Annotated in this window: 13 protein-coding genes and 2 pseudogenes; 8 read left to right on the forward strand and 7 right to left on the reverse strand. The window is 57.0% G+C overall.

All coding sequences use genetic code 11. The annotated features are described in order from the left end of the window. Positions 1-400: 400 nt before the first annotated feature. The 3 genes and pseudogenes from gmd to NKJ09_RS23865 form a co-directional block, all read right to left on the reverse strand. Positions 401-1,471 (reverse strand): GDP-mannose 4,6-dehydratase, encoded by a 1,071-nt coding sequence (gene gmd, locus NKJ09_RS23855; RefSeq protein WP_352503316.1) that lies wholly within the window; start codon positions 1,469-1,471, stop codon positions 401-403. 136 nt (positions 1,472-1,607) lie between these two features. Continuing rightward, a pseudogene (locus tag NKJ09_RS23860) lies at positions 1,608-1,924 on the reverse strand (nodulation factor ABC transporter ATP-binding protein NodI); the annotation flags it as partial. A gap of 441 nt (positions 1,925-2,365) precedes the next feature. Continuing rightward, entirely contained in the window at positions 2,366-2,770 is a 405-nt protein-coding gene (locus tag NKJ09_RS23865; RefSeq protein ID WP_352479097.1) for a hypothetical protein, read from the reverse strand. 796 nt (positions 2,771-3,566) lie between these two features. On the opposite strand from NKJ09_RS23865, the gene NKJ09_RS23870 reads away from it, so the two are divergent. The 3 genes from NKJ09_RS23870 to NKJ09_RS23880 all read left to right on the forward strand — a co-directional run bounded on the left by NKJ09_RS23870 (position 3,567) and on the right by NKJ09_RS23880 (position 6,342). Next, a complete protein-coding gene (locus NKJ09_RS23870) occupies positions 3,567-4,556 on the forward strand; it encodes a nodulation protein NodZ (RefSeq protein ID WP_352763949.1) in 990 nt (329 codons plus the stop codon). Positions 4,557-4,709: 153 nt separating this feature from the next. After that, positions 4,710-4,871 (forward strand): hypothetical protein, encoded by a 162-nt coding sequence (locus tag NKJ09_RS23875; protein ID WP_502901811.1) that lies wholly within the window; start codon positions 4,710-4,712, stop codon positions 4,869-4,871. A 55-nt stretch (positions 4,872-4,926) separates the two neighbouring features. Continuing rightward, the gene (locus NKJ09_RS23880) at positions 4,927-6,342 is read left to right on the forward strand and encodes a mannose-1-phosphate guanylyltransferase/mannose-6-phosphate isomerase (RefSeq protein WP_352763952.1); all 1,416 of its coding nucleotides are present in this window, start codon (positions 4,927-4,929) and stop codon (positions 6,340-6,342) included. A 365-nt stretch (positions 6,343-6,707) separates the two neighbouring features. Here the strand turns inward: NKJ09_RS23880 and NKJ09_RS23885 are convergent, their stop codons facing one another. Then, positions 6,708-9,476: a patatin-like phospholipase family protein gene (locus NKJ09_RS23885; RefSeq protein WP_352763953.1), complete on the reverse strand. Its 2,769-nt coding sequence runs from the start codon at positions 9,474-9,476 to the stop codon at positions 6,708-6,710. A 183-nt stretch (positions 9,477-9,659) separates the two neighbouring features. On the opposite strand from NKJ09_RS23885, the pseudogene NKJ09_RS23890 reads away from it, so the two are divergent. From NKJ09_RS23890 to NKJ09_RS23910, 5 genes and pseudogenes are all read left to right on the forward strand, one after another. Continuing rightward, positions 9,660-9,896 (forward strand): annotated as a pseudogene (locus NKJ09_RS23890) (transposase); the annotation flags it as partial. Continuing rightward, positions 9,896-10,240, forward strand: coding sequence for a hypothetical protein (locus NKJ09_RS23895; RefSeq protein WP_352763956.1), 345 nt, complete (start codon positions 9,896-9,898; stop codon positions 10,238-10,240). The pseudogene NKJ09_RS23890 and the gene NKJ09_RS23895, both read left to right, overlap by 1 nt. Positions 10,241-10,864: 624 nt before the next feature. Continuing rightward, positions 10,865-12,136 (forward strand): metallophosphoesterase family protein, encoded by a 1,272-nt coding sequence (locus NKJ09_RS23900; protein WP_352763959.1) that lies wholly within the window; start codon positions 10,865-10,867, stop codon positions 12,134-12,136. Next, the gene (locus NKJ09_RS23905; protein WP_352763961.1) at positions 12,133-14,253 is read left to right on the forward strand and encodes an ORC-CDC6 family AAA ATPase; all 2,121 of its coding nucleotides are present in this window, start codon (positions 12,133-12,135) and stop codon (positions 14,251-14,253) included. The genes NKJ09_RS23900 and NKJ09_RS23905 overlap by 4 nt, the downstream gene beginning before the upstream one ends. After that, positions 14,243-15,304 carry a hypothetical protein gene (locus NKJ09_RS23910; protein WP_352763963.1) on the forward strand — a complete coding sequence of 354 codons (1,062 nt, stop codon included), beginning with the start codon at positions 14,243-14,245 and terminating at the stop codon, positions 15,302-15,304. Before NKJ09_RS23905 ends, NKJ09_RS23910 begins: the two co-directional genes overlap by 11 nt. Before the next feature lie 489 nt (positions 15,305-15,793). On the opposite strand, the gene NKJ09_RS23915 is transcribed toward NKJ09_RS23910, so the two are convergent. The 3 genes from NKJ09_RS23915 to NKJ09_RS23925 form a co-directional block, all read right to left on the reverse strand. Continuing rightward, positions 15,794-16,984 carry a tyrosine-type recombinase/integrase gene (locus tag NKJ09_RS23915; protein WP_352495916.1) on the reverse strand — a complete coding sequence of 397 codons (1,191 nt, stop codon included), beginning with the start codon at positions 16,982-16,984 and terminating at the stop codon, positions 15,794-15,796. Beyond that, positions 16,984-17,235, reverse strand: coding sequence for a helix-turn-helix domain-containing protein (locus NKJ09_RS23920; protein ID WP_023718689.1), 252 nt, complete (start codon positions 17,233-17,235; stop codon positions 16,984-16,986). The genes NKJ09_RS23915 and NKJ09_RS23920 overlap by 1 nt, the downstream gene beginning before the upstream one ends. A gap of 66 nt (positions 17,236-17,301) precedes the next feature. Further along, on the reverse strand, positions 17,302-17,553 hold the full coding sequence (locus NKJ09_RS23925; RefSeq protein WP_031193920.1) for a hypothetical protein: 252 nt from the start codon (positions 17,551-17,553) through the stop codon (positions 17,302-17,304). Positions 17,554-17,679 lie beyond the last annotated feature (126 nt).

Consider the following 17,679-nt stretch of genomic DNA (forward strand, 5'->3'; position numbering starts at 1 on the left):
ATCACCTCATGAACGTGAACACAACGCCCGGCCCAGGGATGCCATGGATAAAGAAACTTGCGTTCCTCGGTCCCGTGGGCGTTCTCTCGTCGTGTTGTACAACGGCGCGCGTCCGCACTCGCACATCGGATGGCAGACACCCAACGAATGTGCATCGACCTTCAACCCGCGACGGTCGCTCGCGCTGCGCAACGTGAAACGCTCCGCGCCAGCACCCGTCGCGTCCACCGGCCATCAGGGCAAATCCACCCCCGGAAACGAACTCACGACTGGATAAAATTTGGGGGAAACGTCAGGGCGGCCATAACTTTGCAGTCTCAGACGCGAGGCGGCCTACGACAGCGCTGCCCACCATGCTTGTGGCCCGCGACCCACACGGCTTTTCCCTTCAGATCGTACATTATGCTTCCTTCATGATTACCGATGTCCGCATGACCTTGAGGTCTTCCCGCACCATTTCCGCGGCGAGCTCGCGCACGGATGTCTCATGCACCCAGCCGAGCTTCTCCTTCGCCTTGGTGGCATCGCCCAGGAGAAGATCGACTTCCGTGGGGCGGAAGTAGCGTGGGTCTACCTGGACTAGGCATCTGCCGGTCTCGACATCATAGCCCTTTTCGTCGACTCCTTCACCACGCCATTCGAGCTCGACGCCGACATCTTCGAAAACCCATTCGACGAATTGGCGGACAGGGGTCGTCTTGCCCGTCGCCAGCACGTAATCATCCGGTTGATCCTGCTGCATCATCATCCACATACCACGCACGTACTCACGCGCATGGCCCCAATCGCGTTGAGCATCGAGATTGCCGAGATAAAGCTTGTCCTGCTTGCCGAGGTAGATAGCAGCGGCGGCGCGGGTGATCTTGCGCGTCACAAAAGTTTCGCCGCGCAGTGGGCTTTCATGATTGAAGAGAATGCCGTTGGAAGCATGGATACCATAGGCCTCGCGATAGTTGACCACGATCCAGTAGGCGTAGAGCTTGGCGGCGGCGTAAGGGCTGCGCGGATAAAAGGGCGTTGTTTCGTTCTGCGGTACGGATTGCACGAGGCCGTAGAGCTCTGAAGTCGAGGCCTGATAGAAGCGGGTCTTGTCCTTCAGACCGAGGAGGCGGATCGCCTCAAGAAGTCGCAATGTTCCGATACCGTCGGCGTTTGCTGTGTATTCCGGCGTTTCGAACGACACCTGGACATGGCTCTGAGCGGCCAAGTTGTAAATCTCGTCTGGCTGGGATTCCTGAACTACTCGGATGAGATTGGTCGCATCAGTGAGGTCACCGTAATGCAAAATTAGGCGCGGATCGGGATCGTGCGGGTCTTGGTAGATGTCTTCGATGCGACCCGTGTTGAAGGAAGAGGAACGTCGCTTAATCCCATGAACGACGTAGCCTTTTTCCAGCAGAAGACGCGTGAGATAGGCACCATCCTGTCCCGTTATGCCCGTAACCAGAGCAACTTTCCTGTTCTCGCCCATTTTCTTCCTGCTCTATGGTAATTGAAGTTTCTGGCTCGCCACACCGCCAGCAAACTGCGGCCCGCCTCACGCCCTATGGTAGGATTTCGACAGATGCGGCGCGGAGCTCGTCATTGACAGTGTCAGCCAGCGAGCACACCTGCTCCTGCTTCGAGGCATAGCAAAACAGAGTCTCGCCGCTAACCTGCCTAAGTCGCACATGCGGCCTGAGTGCCGAACTCAGCTCACGGGGTGAGCGACATAGATTTCAATCACGTCGCACCCGATTTGCTCATCAATCAGCGAGTTAGGACGCCCTTCTGGGATTCTACATCCGTTCTCAAGCACGCACAGTCGGTTGCATAGCCGCTCCGCTTCTTCCACGAAGTGGGTGGCCAGTAGAATCGTATTGCCCTGCGCCAGCAGGGCACGTAACCGTTCCCAGATAAAATGGCGAGCATGTGGGTCCAACCCACACTAGCACTCCACCATCCCTCTTTTGCGCTGACCAAGTAATCTTTGCCTGCTTCAGCGAGTCTTCTAATGGAAATTGTTTTGATCAGTGAAATCGATTGTTTGGATGAGGTGCATCCATAAAATGGATTGTTTGACAGGGCAGCGCGGCACCATCGGCGGCACAAAGTCGTGGGCGCGAGGTTTCGCTCCGCGCGAAGACAAAGTTCGTGGCAGTCGGGGGCTTCGGGCGAACCGCACATCTGAGACGGCGGCGAAAAGCCGGGTAGGGCATTACGTATTGACCTCCAAGGAATTTCGGGCGCGCTAGCCCGAAAACGGTGGCTGGGCTTCAACGATGGGCGGGACGAGGCGACCATCCAACTGTGTTTCATACTGCAGGCGATCGCAGTGCGGCGAATTTGAACGGCCGCCTTTGCCAGCCCTCGCCATCGCATCCGGCTACAGGTGCCGAAGATCTTCTCGATCCGAGTACAAATTCTGTGGATCGGTTGGTTCCAGGCGTCGAGCTTTCGGCCTTGTCGCGCCCCCACATAGCGGTTGCGACGATGCGCGGCCTTCCACCCTTGGCGCGCACCGCGTCGCCGAGATGATTGCCTCGGTAGGCGCTGTCGGCAAACACTTCGCCGGGATTGTCGGGCAGAGCATCAGGAACGGCGTTGCCGTCCTCGGTGTGGGCGCCGTGACGGCGATCTCCTCGACAAGGGCCGTATCGGCGTAGGCACCGAAATGGGCTTTGAAGCAATGAAACGCTGGTCGGCGCTTGTACTTGACCCAATGGCCCTCTTCATCATCTTCGCTGGCCGAGGCGATGATCGCCGCATCGACAGGCGTGCCGATCTTCACCTGGATCGCTGAACTGGCGGGTGATCTCGGCGAACAACAGGGTCATGAACCTCAAGGGCCTGTCGAAAACGGACGAGAGCGGGTTCGCACAGGTGTCGGCTCTGACACCGAGAACCCGCGGAACCGTCGGAACGATCCTCCACATGGCTGCAGACGCCAAAATTCCTCTCTCGGCCATCGTCGCACAGCATCGCGTGCCAGTCGCTCAGTCCAGCCGGCTCGAAAGCTATCCGGCAGGACTTGCGCCATGTTGGCGCACTTGAAAGCGTCAGAGGGCGCCGTGTCGCATCTTTCGATGGGACCGGACGCCATGATGGCCATAAATGACGTGGGTGGCCTGCGCCTGACATTCGACGGCTGGCGGGTCCTGCACATCCGTCCTTCCGGAAACGCCCGCAAATGACATGTTACGTTGAGGCAGTTAAGAATTGGACTTGAAAAAGGGACTTTGTGGACTGCCTCGACCGGCTGTTTCGCTTAGCAAAGCGCGGCCCCACGTCAGCAGAGGCTCATGGTCAAGGAACGCCTTAGTATCCATTACATGGATGGGTCACATTCACGCAATCAATTTTACACATGTCGCCGGGCGCATTAGAGAACGCTGAATTTAAACCGGAAGCGAGTGTACCCGGCGTCAAGATTTGCGAGCGTCAAGAGATAAGGATAGGCAGTGCTGAGGGAGCTCTTCTGCCCCACGCGCAGCCTCTACCAAATCGCCCGGCGTAACGGTCGACTAGTAGCGATTAAGAGATCCCAAGCCAGATGCAACCTCGTCTCTGAAACGAGATTTCCGAAAATGCAGGTCAGTGGATTGGTAAAGCGCAGGTTCGTCGTCTCTCAGAGGCGTACGGGGTTCGGTGATTGTCTGTGGTCGCTGGCGGCCGCTTGGCGCTACGCTCAGCGGTCGGGACGAACGCTAGCCGTCGACTGGCGCGGGTCCTGCTATCTCGACCAACCCTTCGCAAATGCCTTTCCGGTGTTCTTCCAACCGATCAATGACATCGCTGGCGTACCGGCTATTTGCGACGACCGGATCAACGACTTTTCCTTCCCGGGTCCATTCTTCCCAGAGTGGTGGAATAGGCCAGCGATCGACTGCCTTTACCGCCCACATGAGCAGATTTTCCAAGAGCGCGACGAGTTGGGCGAGCTCTTTCAGGCCGAACACGATGTCGAAGCGAACACAGTAGTGTGTGACGCTTGCTTAATGTGGCGCTGCGATGAGGATGCCGAGCGGCAGGTCTTCCAGAGTGTCAAGCCTCGGTCTGAAATTCAAACACGCATAGATGCCATTTACCAAGAATGTTTTGAGGGGCACAGCATCATCGGGGTTCATGTTCGACATGGTAACGGTGAAGACATCATGGACCATGCGCCCTACTGGGCCGATCCGGAGTTCGCCGTTCGACAAGTGTGCACTGCGGTTGATAAGGCTAAAGCGTTACCGCACCCCAAGCCTGTGCGGCTGTTCTTGTGCACGGACAGCGCGCAAATCCTGGATCACCTGTCGGCCAGGTTTCCCGATCTTCTCACCGTCCCCAAGCATTTCCGATCCGATCAAGACGGCCCCTTGCACACTGCAGCACTTGGGATGGACGGCGCAATTTCCGCCCTCGTTGAGATGTATCTTCTCGGGCGCTGCGATACCGTTATTCGGTTTCCTCCGACGAGCGCCTTTACACGATATGCACGCCTTTTCGTACCGCGGGTAATTGAGTTCGATCTGAAGGACCCAAGTCGTTTGATTTTGATAGAAGGCAGCCAAAGAATCTCTCATCTTGATTAGGGCCCGCTACCGGGGCAATTCGGCAGATGCAACGAACAGGCATAGAGACATCGACCGCAATTCACGAGAGGCGGGCCATGGCATACGCTAAATGTCCCGCAGCTGCTCAGCTTGATCCGCAGGCTCGAGGATCCGGACACACTGCAGCAGTTCTTGGCTCCATTCGGGACTGTTGCCGACGTCGATGAAACCGACGGCCTTAGGGCACGAATACAGAATGGCGAGATCATTCATCTGCGGCCGTCCGGCAACGCGCCAGAACTTCGCTGTTACTCGGAGCGCCGCAAGACCATCACAGAGCGATGGCGGTCGTGACGCTGACGCTAAGGGCGCGGGCAATGACGTCCAGAGACGAAATCGAGGTTGTTTAATGAAAGTGGTTCCCGTCATCATCAGCGGTGGAGCCGGATCGCGGCTATGGCCCGCTTCGAGGCAATCGCACCCCAAACCTTTCCTCAAAGTAGCAGATGGACATTCTCTCATTCAGCACACTGTGCTGCGCGCCGCTTCGATAGAGGGCGTAGTGGAACTCGTCGGTGTGATATCCGGGGAACACCTCTTCGTTACGAAGGACTCGTTCGACGAACTGGATTCCGTGGTCCTGCCACGCACCTTTCTGCTCGAGCCTGAAGGCCGGGATACGGCCGCAGCCGTTGCGGCAGCCGCCATCCATGCCAAGGCAACGCAAGGCCCTGACGCGATTCTATGCGTCTTCCCAGCCGATCACATGGTTGGCAAGCTGCCTGCATTTTTAGACGTCATGTGCCGGGCCATCGAACATGCGAAGCTCGGGCGGATCGCCACATTGGGCATCACCCCAACCAGACCGGACACGGCATTCGGCTATATCGAAGCGGATGGTGAGAAAGTCGTTCGTTTCGTTGAAAAACCGGATCTGGACACAGCCAAAGCCTATGTCGTGTCCAAGCGCTTCTTCTGGAACGCCGGCATTTTCTGCTTTAGCGCACAAACCATGCTCGACGAGATGGCATCGCATTGCCCCGCGGTGATCCAGGCCGTCTCCGACAGCTACGAGAACGGCCGCTTCAGTCAAGGCGAAGGCTTTGCCAAAATCGAACTCGCGCCTGAGCATTTCGGCTCCGCCCCGCGAATCTCGCTCGACCACGCTGTCATGGAGAAGACGAACAAACTTGCCGTGGTTGCCTGCGACATGGATTGGAACGACATCGGATCCTGGAACGCAATGGCCGATTTGATCGCCCCCGACGAAAGCGGGAACAGGATACGCGGCGATGTGCATATGGTCGACACGACCGGCAGCTATGTGAGCTCCGACAAGCGCGTCATCGGCACGGTCGGTGTCAGCGATCTGGTGATCGTCGATTCCCCGGACGCTTTGCTTGTCGCATCCCGCGACCACGTTCAGGACGTCAAGAAGCTGTTCGAGGGCCTCAAGGCTTCAGGACATGAAGCTCACCTGGTCCATAGCACGGTACACCGACCGTGGGGTACCTACACGGTTCTTGAGGAAGGCGAGCGCTTCAAGATCAAACGCATCGAGGTGAAGCCCGGTCGGCGGCTGAGCCTGCAGATGCACTATCATCGTTCGGAGCACTGGGTCGTGGTCAGCGGCTCCGCGAAAATCGTCAATGGCGAGCAAGAGTTGTTCCTGGCGACAAACGAATCAGCCTACATCCCCTGCGGCCATAAGCATCGGCTGGAGAACCCAGGCAGAATTGACCTGGTGATCATTGAAGTGCAGAGCGGCGATTATCTCGGCGAGGATGATATCGTTCGCTTCGACGACGTATATGGTCGAACGTAGATTTCACCCGCGCATGACGAGAACGGTCAACGTGTCGCTGGCTAATTACCATTAGGAAGGCCGTCTGCCCACTCAGGACCGGATGCTTGTGGAATCGGGAATAAGCCTTTGATTTCTGACTTTCCAAGCACCTTCCGCGCCCAGGAAATGCAGCGTCTGTGACTCATCGGTCATTGCAGCGCGATGAACCGGAAATCATGACCCTAAGCCGCCCTTCACCAGCCCTTTTCGCTGCCCGATAGCCGACGTTCACCGCAACCAGCGTTCCTGACCCTAGGCAGACATTCGCAGCCTGATTTTGCTCCCGGAGAGCGGACGTTCGCCGGAACCGGTATTCATGACCCAGAGCAGCCGTTGGTCTTGGCTTAAACTGGGTCTGCAATCGGCGGTTTGCAGAGGTCCGGCTGTTCAACGAAGCGGGCAGTTAGATCCCCGAACGTCGGACGGCTGCTCTCTTCCGGCGCGAAGAGCTCCCCGAGCTTGGTCTCGTCGAGCATCTGCTCGGCGATTCCTATACCGAGCTGCCGGTAAGCCTCGAACTGTTCGGGCGAGAAGAACTGGTCCGCAGTGGACTGGTACGGAAAGTCCGGATTTGCCCCCTTGTAGCCACGCACCGAGATCGGCAGGGATTTGATCATCGCTGATTTCAGATAGATCAGCAGCCCTGTTTGCGGCCACCCCGCGTCGGTGCCGACCTGATCCGACGCGGCATAGCGAATCGAGGCGAGGAAGTAACCCCGGTTCGCGAACTCGGCCGCGCGAGGATATTCGTTGTCGACCGACCGGGCGACCACCTGGGCAGGTGTTGCCCTCGGGTCGAGCTCAATGGTGGCGCCGAAATCCTCGCGAATGAGCGTCATCGCCGATGTGAAGGCGGCGTAGGAGGCCCCAGGTTCCTCGCCGCCATCAACAATTACGACCAGGCCGCAGCGCCGACGAACGAGCTCGTAGAGTCCAAGATTCTCGAAGTGACCGCCATCAGACAGCTCGACGAAGTTGGGATGGTGCGAGCGCATCCCGAGCAACTCGGCGCCAATCTCGCTGGCAGCCGGGATGAAGTGATTGCCGAACGGGTTCAGGAAGCGTCGGGCGACGTGCGCAACACCTCCCTTGTCGTGCCACCTGAAGTGGTAGCCCAGGCGGAGACCGAGCAGGGACATCGCGACGGCGACGCCATAATTCGTGGTAACGCCCTGACCCGCCAGACCGCCGCCCGGATTAACCGCGGCGCCAGAGATTGCCATCGCTGTCGGGACGGTGAGCTGATCGTCGAGCACCTCACTTGTGTGTTTCCAGCCAGTTAAGTCTGAGCCGCAGTAGCGCGGGCTCAACACGAAGTTCGCCCCGCCACGTCGCCGCTGCCGGAAGTCGGGCGACCTGCGTGCGAGGACGTTGGTATTGATCAGCGGGTAGGGGCCAAGGAGCGGGTGATCATGCGCGATTGCCGACAGCCGATAGCGGTCGGCAGTGCTGGCGGGTTGGTCATGGCCCACCTGCACAGCGCCTCCAACTCCTTGCCTCAGGTTCGGCATAAAGGCCTCCATCAGGCGGTCACGGTAAAAACGTCCCAATGCCAGGTCGTTTGTATTGACAAAAAAACCAAGTGCCAGTGCGGCGATTGCCGCCGCCAGCGGGACCCCTTGGTGCCAGGGGAGCGTCCATAAGTTAATCCTGAGGCTGCGAGAGGCATCAACCAAGTCGAGCGCGACTCGGTGCGCGAAAACCAGGGTCGCGAAGCAAAGAAGGACCGAGCCTACAACCACTACAAAGGCGGTGCCGATCCCGAAATTCTTTCTCAGGTGCGCTTGATAATAACCATAAAGCGCCGAGGCCGCGGCCCCCATATAGTTGATTAGCGATATGAGACTCTCGTCATAGTTGGTTTCGTCTGTGCCTTCGCCGCCGAATAGCTTTTGCAGCAGCCATCCTGTCATCGGCACTAGGCCGACGACACCGCAGGCAAGTGCGACCACCACGAGTGCTCCCGACCAAGAATCGAGAAACCGCCGGCGCATGTATTTGTGCGAGGGGACCTGGTTGGTAAACTCGTCAGTGTCCGCAGGGACTGACTCGTGAGGAACCTCCTGATTGTTGTTGTTGGCGGGTATGATATTCCACAGGACGAATACCGTCGCCGCGCCGCTGGTAAGCGCCAGTGCCCATAATGCGTGAGACTTACTGCCGTGGTATGCCGCTATCCCGCTCACCGTTCCTAACAAAAGTAGCAGGAACCATCGTGGGAACTTGGGACCGAGGAACGGCACCACGATCGCCAAAAGGAGGCCGACGGGGATGACCAGCAAGACGACATGGTGTCCCTTGATGGCAGAGGAGGGCTTCAGAAAGGCATCTTGCGGTAGCACTGCATAGCAGATGATCAACAGCAGAACGCTTATGACGGCCGGAAGCAAAACGTGTTTTATCCACCAGGCGCGCTGTGGCTGCCTGTGGCCCTTCACCCACCAGCTCGAGAGCGACGCGCCCGCCATCAATGCGAGGAGCACAAGCCCCAGTCCCGCGGCGAGCACCAGAAGCCAGTCAAAGAAGGCGTTCGGTTTGGCGGTGCACAAAGTATCGGGAAGAATCCAGCATTGACGACCTTCGTCCAACGGCAGCATGAGCAGCGCGAGCACGATGCCGCCGATCACTATCCAGATGAAGGTGTTCAGGATGAGCGAGCGGGCGACGACGACGAAGCCAGTCGCGAAACTGCGCACGCCGCGAGGGGCGAGGTAAGTGGCGTGATGACGAAGGTGCTCGATCTCGCCCGTTCTCTCGTCGGCATAGGGAAAGGCAGCGTCGGGATCGCTCTCCTTGTGAGCCTTCTGTGCATATCGCAGGGCCAGGGCGGCACCGATGTAGCCGCCGCCCGAGACGGTGGACAGATAATCAAAATGCTTCAGCATCTTGTGCGCGGCGAGAACCTGTAGAACCCCGAGCGACACGCAGGCAGATCGGATACCACCGCCGGAAAGGCCCAGTCCAATGAGGTAGTCGCGACGCTTTTCGGAGGCGGTTGACCCCTCGCACTTGCTATCTGTGCGCAGTTCGCGCCCGCGGAGGACGATCAGTTCTTCTTTCAGGACGTCATCTTCCCCGAAGACAGTTTGATCACCGTTGTCGACCGGCATCATCATCAGAGCAGAAGGAGGATCGCCATGTTGCCAACGATAGCAGGATTCTTGCGTCGCGTCCCGAAAACGCGGAGCGAGACTTGGGACGCCCAGACGAGCACCCGCCTAGCTATCATCGCAGGAGGCGGGCCCGGGTCTCGCTCGTCGCCGGTCGGTGTTACATCACCAGGGCGGATGCGGACGCAGAACACGAGCGGCCGCAGTTCCGCGGTCGACGGGCGCACGACGCGACATGGCGGCTATGCCGTCAGCCAGCGCATCAGGAAGCGCATCGAAGAGGCGTTCGGTTGGATCAAGGTCGTGGCCGGCCAGCACAAGACCAGGTTCCGCGGCCGCGACCGTGTCGGATGGGCCTTCACCTTCGCAGCCGCTGCCTACAATCTGGTGCGACTGCCAAAGCTCATGGCGGAGACCGGCTGATGGCCAAGGTTCCCGGCTTCGCCAAGGCCTTCGCCGGCCGCTGGCGCATCATCGAGATGGATGTTTGGGATAACGACTTCCTCGATCTCGTCGAGGAAGCCCATCTGACATTCAAAGGCTCGGCGGATGGCGAGATCGCCTTCGGCGCACTCAAGGGCTTCCTCGATGTCCGCTATGGCACCCGCGATCGTTCAGCCTGCGCGGAATTCTCGTGGGAGGGGCATGATGAGAACGACCCAGCCTGTGGCCGCGGCTGGGTTGTCCTTGGCACTGCAGGTCGCCTCGTCGGCCACTTCTACATCCACAACGCCGACGATTCCGGCTTCGTTTGCGAAAGAGCCTGACTTCTTCAACGGCCTGCTAGGCCCACCAAAATCTTTTAATATCAGCCACTTGACCAACTTCGCTCTGAAGTGGACCAATCGCTACCCGCAGCACTCAGTTGATTGTTCTCGCATGAACACGATCCAAGGACAGGGGAGGGCGATCTTGTGCCTGTTTCTATCGTCTATTCTTGCTCCTGTTCCTCGTCAAGGTTGCGTGCAGCCACACATAGCGGCTACCGCGAGGCTGGGCCTCCGATCGATAGGTGCGGCGAACGGCGGCAACGACGTGCGAACAGGATAGTTGAGCGTATGATCGAGAATGCCGCAGCTGCAGTCTAGCGCGAAGTGCCAGCTCTGTGACCCATCGGTTATTGCAGCGGCGATGAACCGGAAATCATAACCCTGTGTTGCCCTTGGTAGCATTCTGCCGTACGGCATCTATCAGTCGTTCGCCGACATAAACGTTGAAGTGGCTTCCTAACGAATTCTACCCGATCTACATTCTATCCCCGTGCGTATCAAACGCTGCCGCTTCTGTGGCACTTCTGAACCGATGCTGGGGTCGGACCTACATTAGGTACAGAACGGCGAGGATGGATGCTCAATTGTGATACGGCATAGTTCAAGACAGAAATTTATTTAATGCTTTCCAAAATCCGCATATTGCAGGTTGGTGATGTCCATCTTCCAACCGCTGCGCTTGCGCAGCGAAATGTCGACCAGAAGGATTCTGCGTTTTCCGTCGAGTTACGAAACGTCATCTCGGCAATACCAACGAAGGTGGTTTTCAAACAGATCTACAAGCTGCTTGATGAGAGCGGCATAGACGCACTGATCTTCATGGGCGATTTCACGGACCGTGGCGCGCTCGACCACTACGAACGTTCGTCTGCCTTTCTTGCCAATTCGCTGCAGATCGGCGGCAACCGAAATCATGCCGCAGTTAAGATTGGTATCGTGCCGGGAAATCACGACATCAACCGGGATCTCGCGAAACAGCCAGGCCTGGCGACGAAATTTGCGCCGCTGAACGATCATCTTCGTAAGAACGGCTTGCCCATGCTCCCCGTTGAGCGGACCATCTCGATGGCGGTGCGCAAAGGCAATTCTGTTGCGGATATCAATCTGATGAACAGTTGCTGGGGTTGTGGCGCGGCGGAATACATACCGTCTGAGTTCAGGGAAGGGATCGGAAAGGCTATTGAGACGGCGATTGCAGCGGGAGGCGCTTCGGCGCTGCAAGCCTATTATGATCGGCAGTTTGACACGCCTGCCTTCTCCAACGAGAGCATTGGAGAAATCGTCCAACACGCCGCAACCGCCGAACCTCAAGCGCTACTTATAATCGCTGCGCACCACAATTTGCTTCCACAGAGGCTCACTCGCCTAGCTCCGTATACTGAACTGGTGAATTCGGGTGCATTTCGTGCCTCTCTACTGGAGACACGTCGTCCAATCCTGTATCTACACGGTCACATCCACGAGGATCCGATCGAGATCCTGTCGACGCCGTCATCGCAATGTCTAATCACCATCTCTGCCCCCGCGGCAACAGATGGGTTTAACATGATCGAGATTAACTACACCAGGAAGGGGCTGCCACTCTCGTGCCGGATTTACCCTTGGCGGTTCAATGCGTCGGGCGTCCTGCATCGAGGCAGCCCCTGTACGATCCCTCTTCTTGGGCACCGCAGACGTTCACATGATCCTAGCTTGGGGAGGATATACAGCCATCTTCTGTCGGTTGGCGAAAGCTATTGGAGTGACTTGGTCAATCACAATCCGGCGTTCTTCTCCATTGATCTCGAAGAGAGTCTGCGAGAAGCGATAGAACTTCTTCTAGCAGACGAATCTATAGCTGTCGAAAATTATGAATTCGATGCCTCGCACTGGATAGTACGGGCCAAGATATGAACGACTATGGCTTGAACCCTTTTCGCCCCACGCGTTGGGAACACCACCGTGATGGTCGTCCCTTGATATGGTTCACCTCTACTGCTGAGGAGCTGGCTGGAGACAAATCGGTGTTCGTCTATGGTGGGCGAGGAGTCGGCAAGACAACGCTGCTGAAGGCGATCTGCTGGGAAGACCTGTCGCAGAATGAGTCGCTCCGTCTGCAGCGTAAGCTGGCGGATTTCCAGCACCTGGGTATCTACGTCCGCTTTCCGGATCACGTTTCGGCGTCAATGTCTCATCACGGATGGGAAGCACAGTTTCCGAGGTCGCCAAATCCGGTACTCGAATATCATCGCTTCTTTTCACTGGCTGTGGAACTAACATGCGCCGAACGAGCACTTGATGCCTGCCATTCGCTGCGCGTCTTGGGGTCAGTAATCTATCAGCCCAGCCAAGAGCTTCGCATCGTAGAGGATTGCGCGACCGAATATCCTGAGATTGCCACCTTCTCCAACCAAGCGCCGAGGACGTTTCTTGAACTCGCTCGCGTGTTCCGCATAATTGTACGACGCATGAATGAGGCTTGCGGGCGTGGATCAGTGGCTGCGTTCGTCGAGACCTTGCCCGCACGTGAACCTTATCAGTTGCTCTCTTTCCTGATGGAGCGCCTCGCGGAATCGGTCCATCTGGTAACTCAGTTCGAACCTCGGTCAATCAGCTTCAAATTCTGTCTTGATGATTGTGAAGCATTGAGTTTTATCCAGCGGAAGAGTCTCAACACGCTGGTGAGGCTCAGCCGCGCGCCGATTTCCTGGGTAGTTAGCTCTGTGGGCTCGGTTCAGGACGACAGCGACACGTTCATTGAAGCGCAGCCACTTACCGATGCAGACCGTCGAGTTTTGTCACTCGACAGTCGCGATACCATCGACTTCAAAGCACTCTGTCAGTCTGTAGTGAGCCTGCGATTGCTTTTCTCCCTTCCCAAGGATCAGCGAACGCTCACCAGCCAGGAAGAGATTTCGCGCTTCTTCGATCTTGACCAACGACTGGGATCGCGAGACGTCAACGAGATGATGGGACAGTTGGTCAGTCGGTCACATCGCCCGTTGGCTGCGCAAGTGAAATCCGCAGCAGAGCATCTTCTACGAGCCGTCCGAAAGATAGATCCGCGGACTGCGCGCAAATTCGACATCAAAGGTGGACGCCTGCCTTACTACGAGGCTTATCTTCTGCTTCATTGGCGGGGACGCGAGGAAGCCTTCAGCGCCAGCTTCGGGCCAGAGGACATCGCTCGACTCGACCAATACGGAACGATCTATTCAGACCAGGCGTTCAATGCCTGGATTCGTCGCAAACAACAAAACGCTTTGCTCCATTTTGCGGCAAGCCTGCGTGCGCGTCGTATCCCGCTAGCCGGCGCGAACGTTGTGATCGCGCTTGCCGATAGTTCGATTAGAGATTTCCTCGAGGTTATGGGCGAGATCTTTGAGAAGTACGGTGATTTCCACAAGCTCGACAGCAATGATCCAGCAAACCTCGCACGCTTCGTAACTTCACGCTCGCAGATATCCGCGCAGATTCAAAATGATGGCATTTATTCCGCGAGTGAGAAGTACTTGGACGGAATTGCAGCAAGATCAGAAATTGACTCGGACGTCGTTGGGCGCCTTGTTAACGGCCTAGGTTACTTAACCGCCTTTCTCCAAAGTAATCCCGGTGACCCTCGCGTGTTTGGAGCAGCAGAACGTGGCGTCTTCTTGATTGATTATCCCCCTGCCTCCAGTCAAACCCGAGAAGACGAATATGCGTTTGTACAAGCCGCTTTCAAACAGGCCGTTCTGGCCGGCTATTTCCGGATAGTTGAGACGCCTAGGGCCGTACGCGCAGTCCAAGCGGACAATGTTTCGAAAGCGCTCGCCTTCCGGCTCCATAGGCGATTCGCGCCTCATTTCCGTTTCTCGTATCGTGGTGCCTATGAGGCGGTCCGGCTAACTCCGAACGAGATCAGTCAGTTATGTCTGAAGCCGGAGGAACTGAGCCCCTTCGCCTGGGCGAAGATTATGGCAGGAATGGCGGGGAAGTTCGGTGACGCGCAGATTGCCCTCCCATTTAGAGAATTGCACGATGATTTCTAAAGAGGCAGCGATCGGATCGCTGACCGTTCGGCAGCAAGACCTGACTGTCGACTGGAGGCCGCCGCGCAAATATGACCTGCTGATCGCCGCGCTCAGTTGGGAGACGCGCGCAACAGCGGCATTGGCCACACTTTCGGGCGACCTGCCCCGCTTAAGCTTAATCAAGTTCAAGTCATGGAACGACGCGATCGAAGACAGGAAGTTGGCGATGCTCGCAGAAATCAGGAAGTTTGCGACGATTGCCGAGACAGTGAGCTTAGCGCCTTCAACGGACTCTCAGGAGAATTTCTCGACCTTGGAGGCTTGGATTCGCGAGAAATATGTAGCTGTCAAGCGCCCACTGCGGATTCTGATAGACATAACGTGCATTCCGAAGAGCTATTTGCTTTTCCTAATTGGGTTAGGTTTTACGAGAGACTACTTTGCGTGCTTTGACTGCATCTATGCGGGAGGAAAATACGATCTCAACCAAGAGGCGTCCTCACTGGAAGGCTCAAAGCCAGCCATTGGTGGTCCGCGCTCACTTATATCACTCGGGGATTGGCGCTCAACTCTGATTCCGTACCTGACTGCGGGGCAGTATCTGCCGGGAACCATTGACCTGATCGTGGCGATGGGCGGCGAATTGGGATTGTCCCTGCCTTTCATTGAACGCGTTGAACCGGGAAGGCTAAAGCTCATCTTCATTGAAGAAACCGCGCCGAACGATAATCTTCCCATGCTTGCGAGCGAACGTTCGGCGCTGAATGATCTCATGTCTGCACCCAACGTAACACGAACTGACCATGGCCTTTGCGACGTTATCGGCGTCGCGCAAGAAGCCGTCGCGTTCTGTAGGTCAGGTCCCAGTGCCGGGACGACCGGCATGGCACTCGGCTCCAAACCGCACGCGATTGCACTGGCAGTCGCCGCGCTCGCTGAAACGAAGATGGGAGTGCTCACGCGCGTGCCGGTCTCGTACAAGACTGTCGATGTCGAGCCGAGCGGCCGTATGCTTTTTGTGCAGGTAGAAGATCGCTTCGATCCATGCAGCTATATCGACGTGCCTTGAACAGCTTGCAAATCAGTGGCAGCTCTACCGAGCAGCGTCACCCTCGAACGTCCGCTCTGGCCCTGTTCCTGTCGCGAAGCTGCCGGACGCAAACGGCCCCATAACAGGACGTTGATTGTCTTCGCGCTGAGCGTCAGCAGTTGGCGCTACCGCGACCTTTCTCAGGAAGGCTGCACACCGACGCGATCTTCCTTTCGCCTTGCGCAAACCTCCCTTCCGAGTGAGGCGCTCAGTGCGTCGGCTTGGTCGATTGAGGCACTTCTGAGTGGGACAACAACATCGAAAAACATTGGAAAAGATTTGAATACTCTTAAGTCCCACTGATCTCTAACCAATTGATTTGGATGGCTTTCTGAATACCCTCCGGGCCCACCATAACCATTGATTTTATTGAGGAAAATACGCCTCGGCCCAAAACGTTTTGGGCCTATTATGGGCCCAAAAAAGGGCGGCCGATGTGCCACCCTCCGCTTGGTCGGGTTGATTCACTCATTTGATGACGCGCAGAGGTATCCGTTGCTTCATGGCGTCGCGTTTGGCTTCCCGCTCGTTGATGGCGCGGGCGATATCGACAGCCATCCGTTTCTTATTGGCCTCTCGCACATAGTGGTCTGTTACCGTCATTGAAGAATGCCCCATCGCCTCCATGATAGCGCGGGCTTGGATGTTGCATTCGGCGAGATACGTGCCGAAGGTACGGCGCAGCCCGTGCAGGGTGTAGCCCTCCGGGATGCCGGCCTGCTTGTTCCAATGTGCCATCATGCCAGTGAGGCTCTTTTTGGAGAACGGACGCCCATAGGCGTTCTTCAATACCGTCCCACCCTTAGAGCGATCTAATGGCACTAAAGCTTGCGCCAGCTTGTCCACAACAGGGATGAACATCTCGCGCCCGCCATGACGGTTGCGATTTTTCTGCTGTCGGAAGTCGAAGGCTTCGATTGTTTCCAAGGAGCCATCGAACAATTCGATCTCCTCGAGGACCAAATCGTCCCACTCCAGTGAGGCGATATCGCCGCGTCGGTTCCCGAGCCAGAAACCGAGCGCATAGCAGGTGCGCGGCGCTGATCCGATTGGATGGTGCGCCTCGAACTTTTCACGAATGGCGATCGGGCAGGCGGGATTGGCAGTCGATTTTGGAATGCGGACACGGATCGACAGCGAGGGATCGTCCTGCGGCTTGATCCATTTCTCAACTTCGATCGCCACCCATAGGAGCTTCTTGATTGCCACCAGCAGGTGCTTGGCAACCGTCCGGTTGGTGGCAAAGACACTTTCGATAATCGCACGCAAATGGTCGGCATCGAGATGTTCCACCGGCGTGTTGCGCCAAGTCAGCGGATAGGCAGGATCGACCTGCATCCGAAGGAAACGTTCAATAAGCCGGGCATTCTTCTGCTGCGTCGCTTCGTCGAAGTCCAGCCATTCCATCGTCGCTTCAAGTCGGCGCGCAGCATGACCAAATGTCTTTGGCAACGCCAGACCGGGCAAGTCAATGATGACGGCCTTTTGACCTTGGCCTTGCGTTGCCTGTTCATAGGCGGCTTCGAACTCAGGATCGCCTGGTCTGCCAGGAAGCCGAATTTCGGGCATTCCTTTGCCGCGATAGCGATAGACGAGCTTTCCGTTCTTGATGCGCGACGAAACGCCGGGGTAGCGGACATCTTTGAATGATCTGGCCATTAGATCTCACTTTGAGTTTTCCGCTGCCGTTGCTTCACAGGCGAGGAATCCTCCAGCATTGCCTGAAGCGAAAGGGTCTTGCTTTCTATAGCAACGCGCAGAAGTACCGGGTAAGGGAAGCCACGACCTTGCTCTATACCTTCAAGAGTGCGTTTCGGTATTCCCAAGACGTTGGCTGCACTCTCGGCGGTGAATCCTCCCTTCGCCCGCCAGGCTTTCACTTCTCGCGCGAGCTTTTCATTGTCGTTCACATCATCTCATCCGCTCAGGCGGTGACTGTACTACGCCTGCAGCGTATACGCAATGTGCGTAGTTGCTTATCTCCTTGTCGGCTCTCGTTTGCTCCGCTCCAATAGTTGTTGCAGACCATTGTCTTTGTCTGGCAGGGCGGAGAAAGCGATATCGAGCGCCACACGATCCCAGATCGCGCGACTGTTGACGTGCTTAGGCCTCGGCATGCGGCCGTCAGCAACCATGTCGTCGAATAGTGTCGATCCGACACCGACATAGCGCGCTGCTTCCTCACGAGAGAGGCCGCGGGGTGGGTACGAAAGCGTGTCACTCTTCATAGACGCGGCCTCGACAACGTCGGCATCGAAACAGCACAACGATATCAAATCCAGACGGTTGACTGTTTCGACAAGCCTCAGTCCCGATAAACGGGGCCATATTGCAGTTGGCACAACAAATCCACA

The sequence above is a fragment of the Mesorhizobium sp. M0189 genome (assembly GCF_040322135.1).
GTDB lineage: Bacteria > Pseudomonadota > Alphaproteobacteria > Rhizobiales > Rhizobiaceae > Mesorhizobium.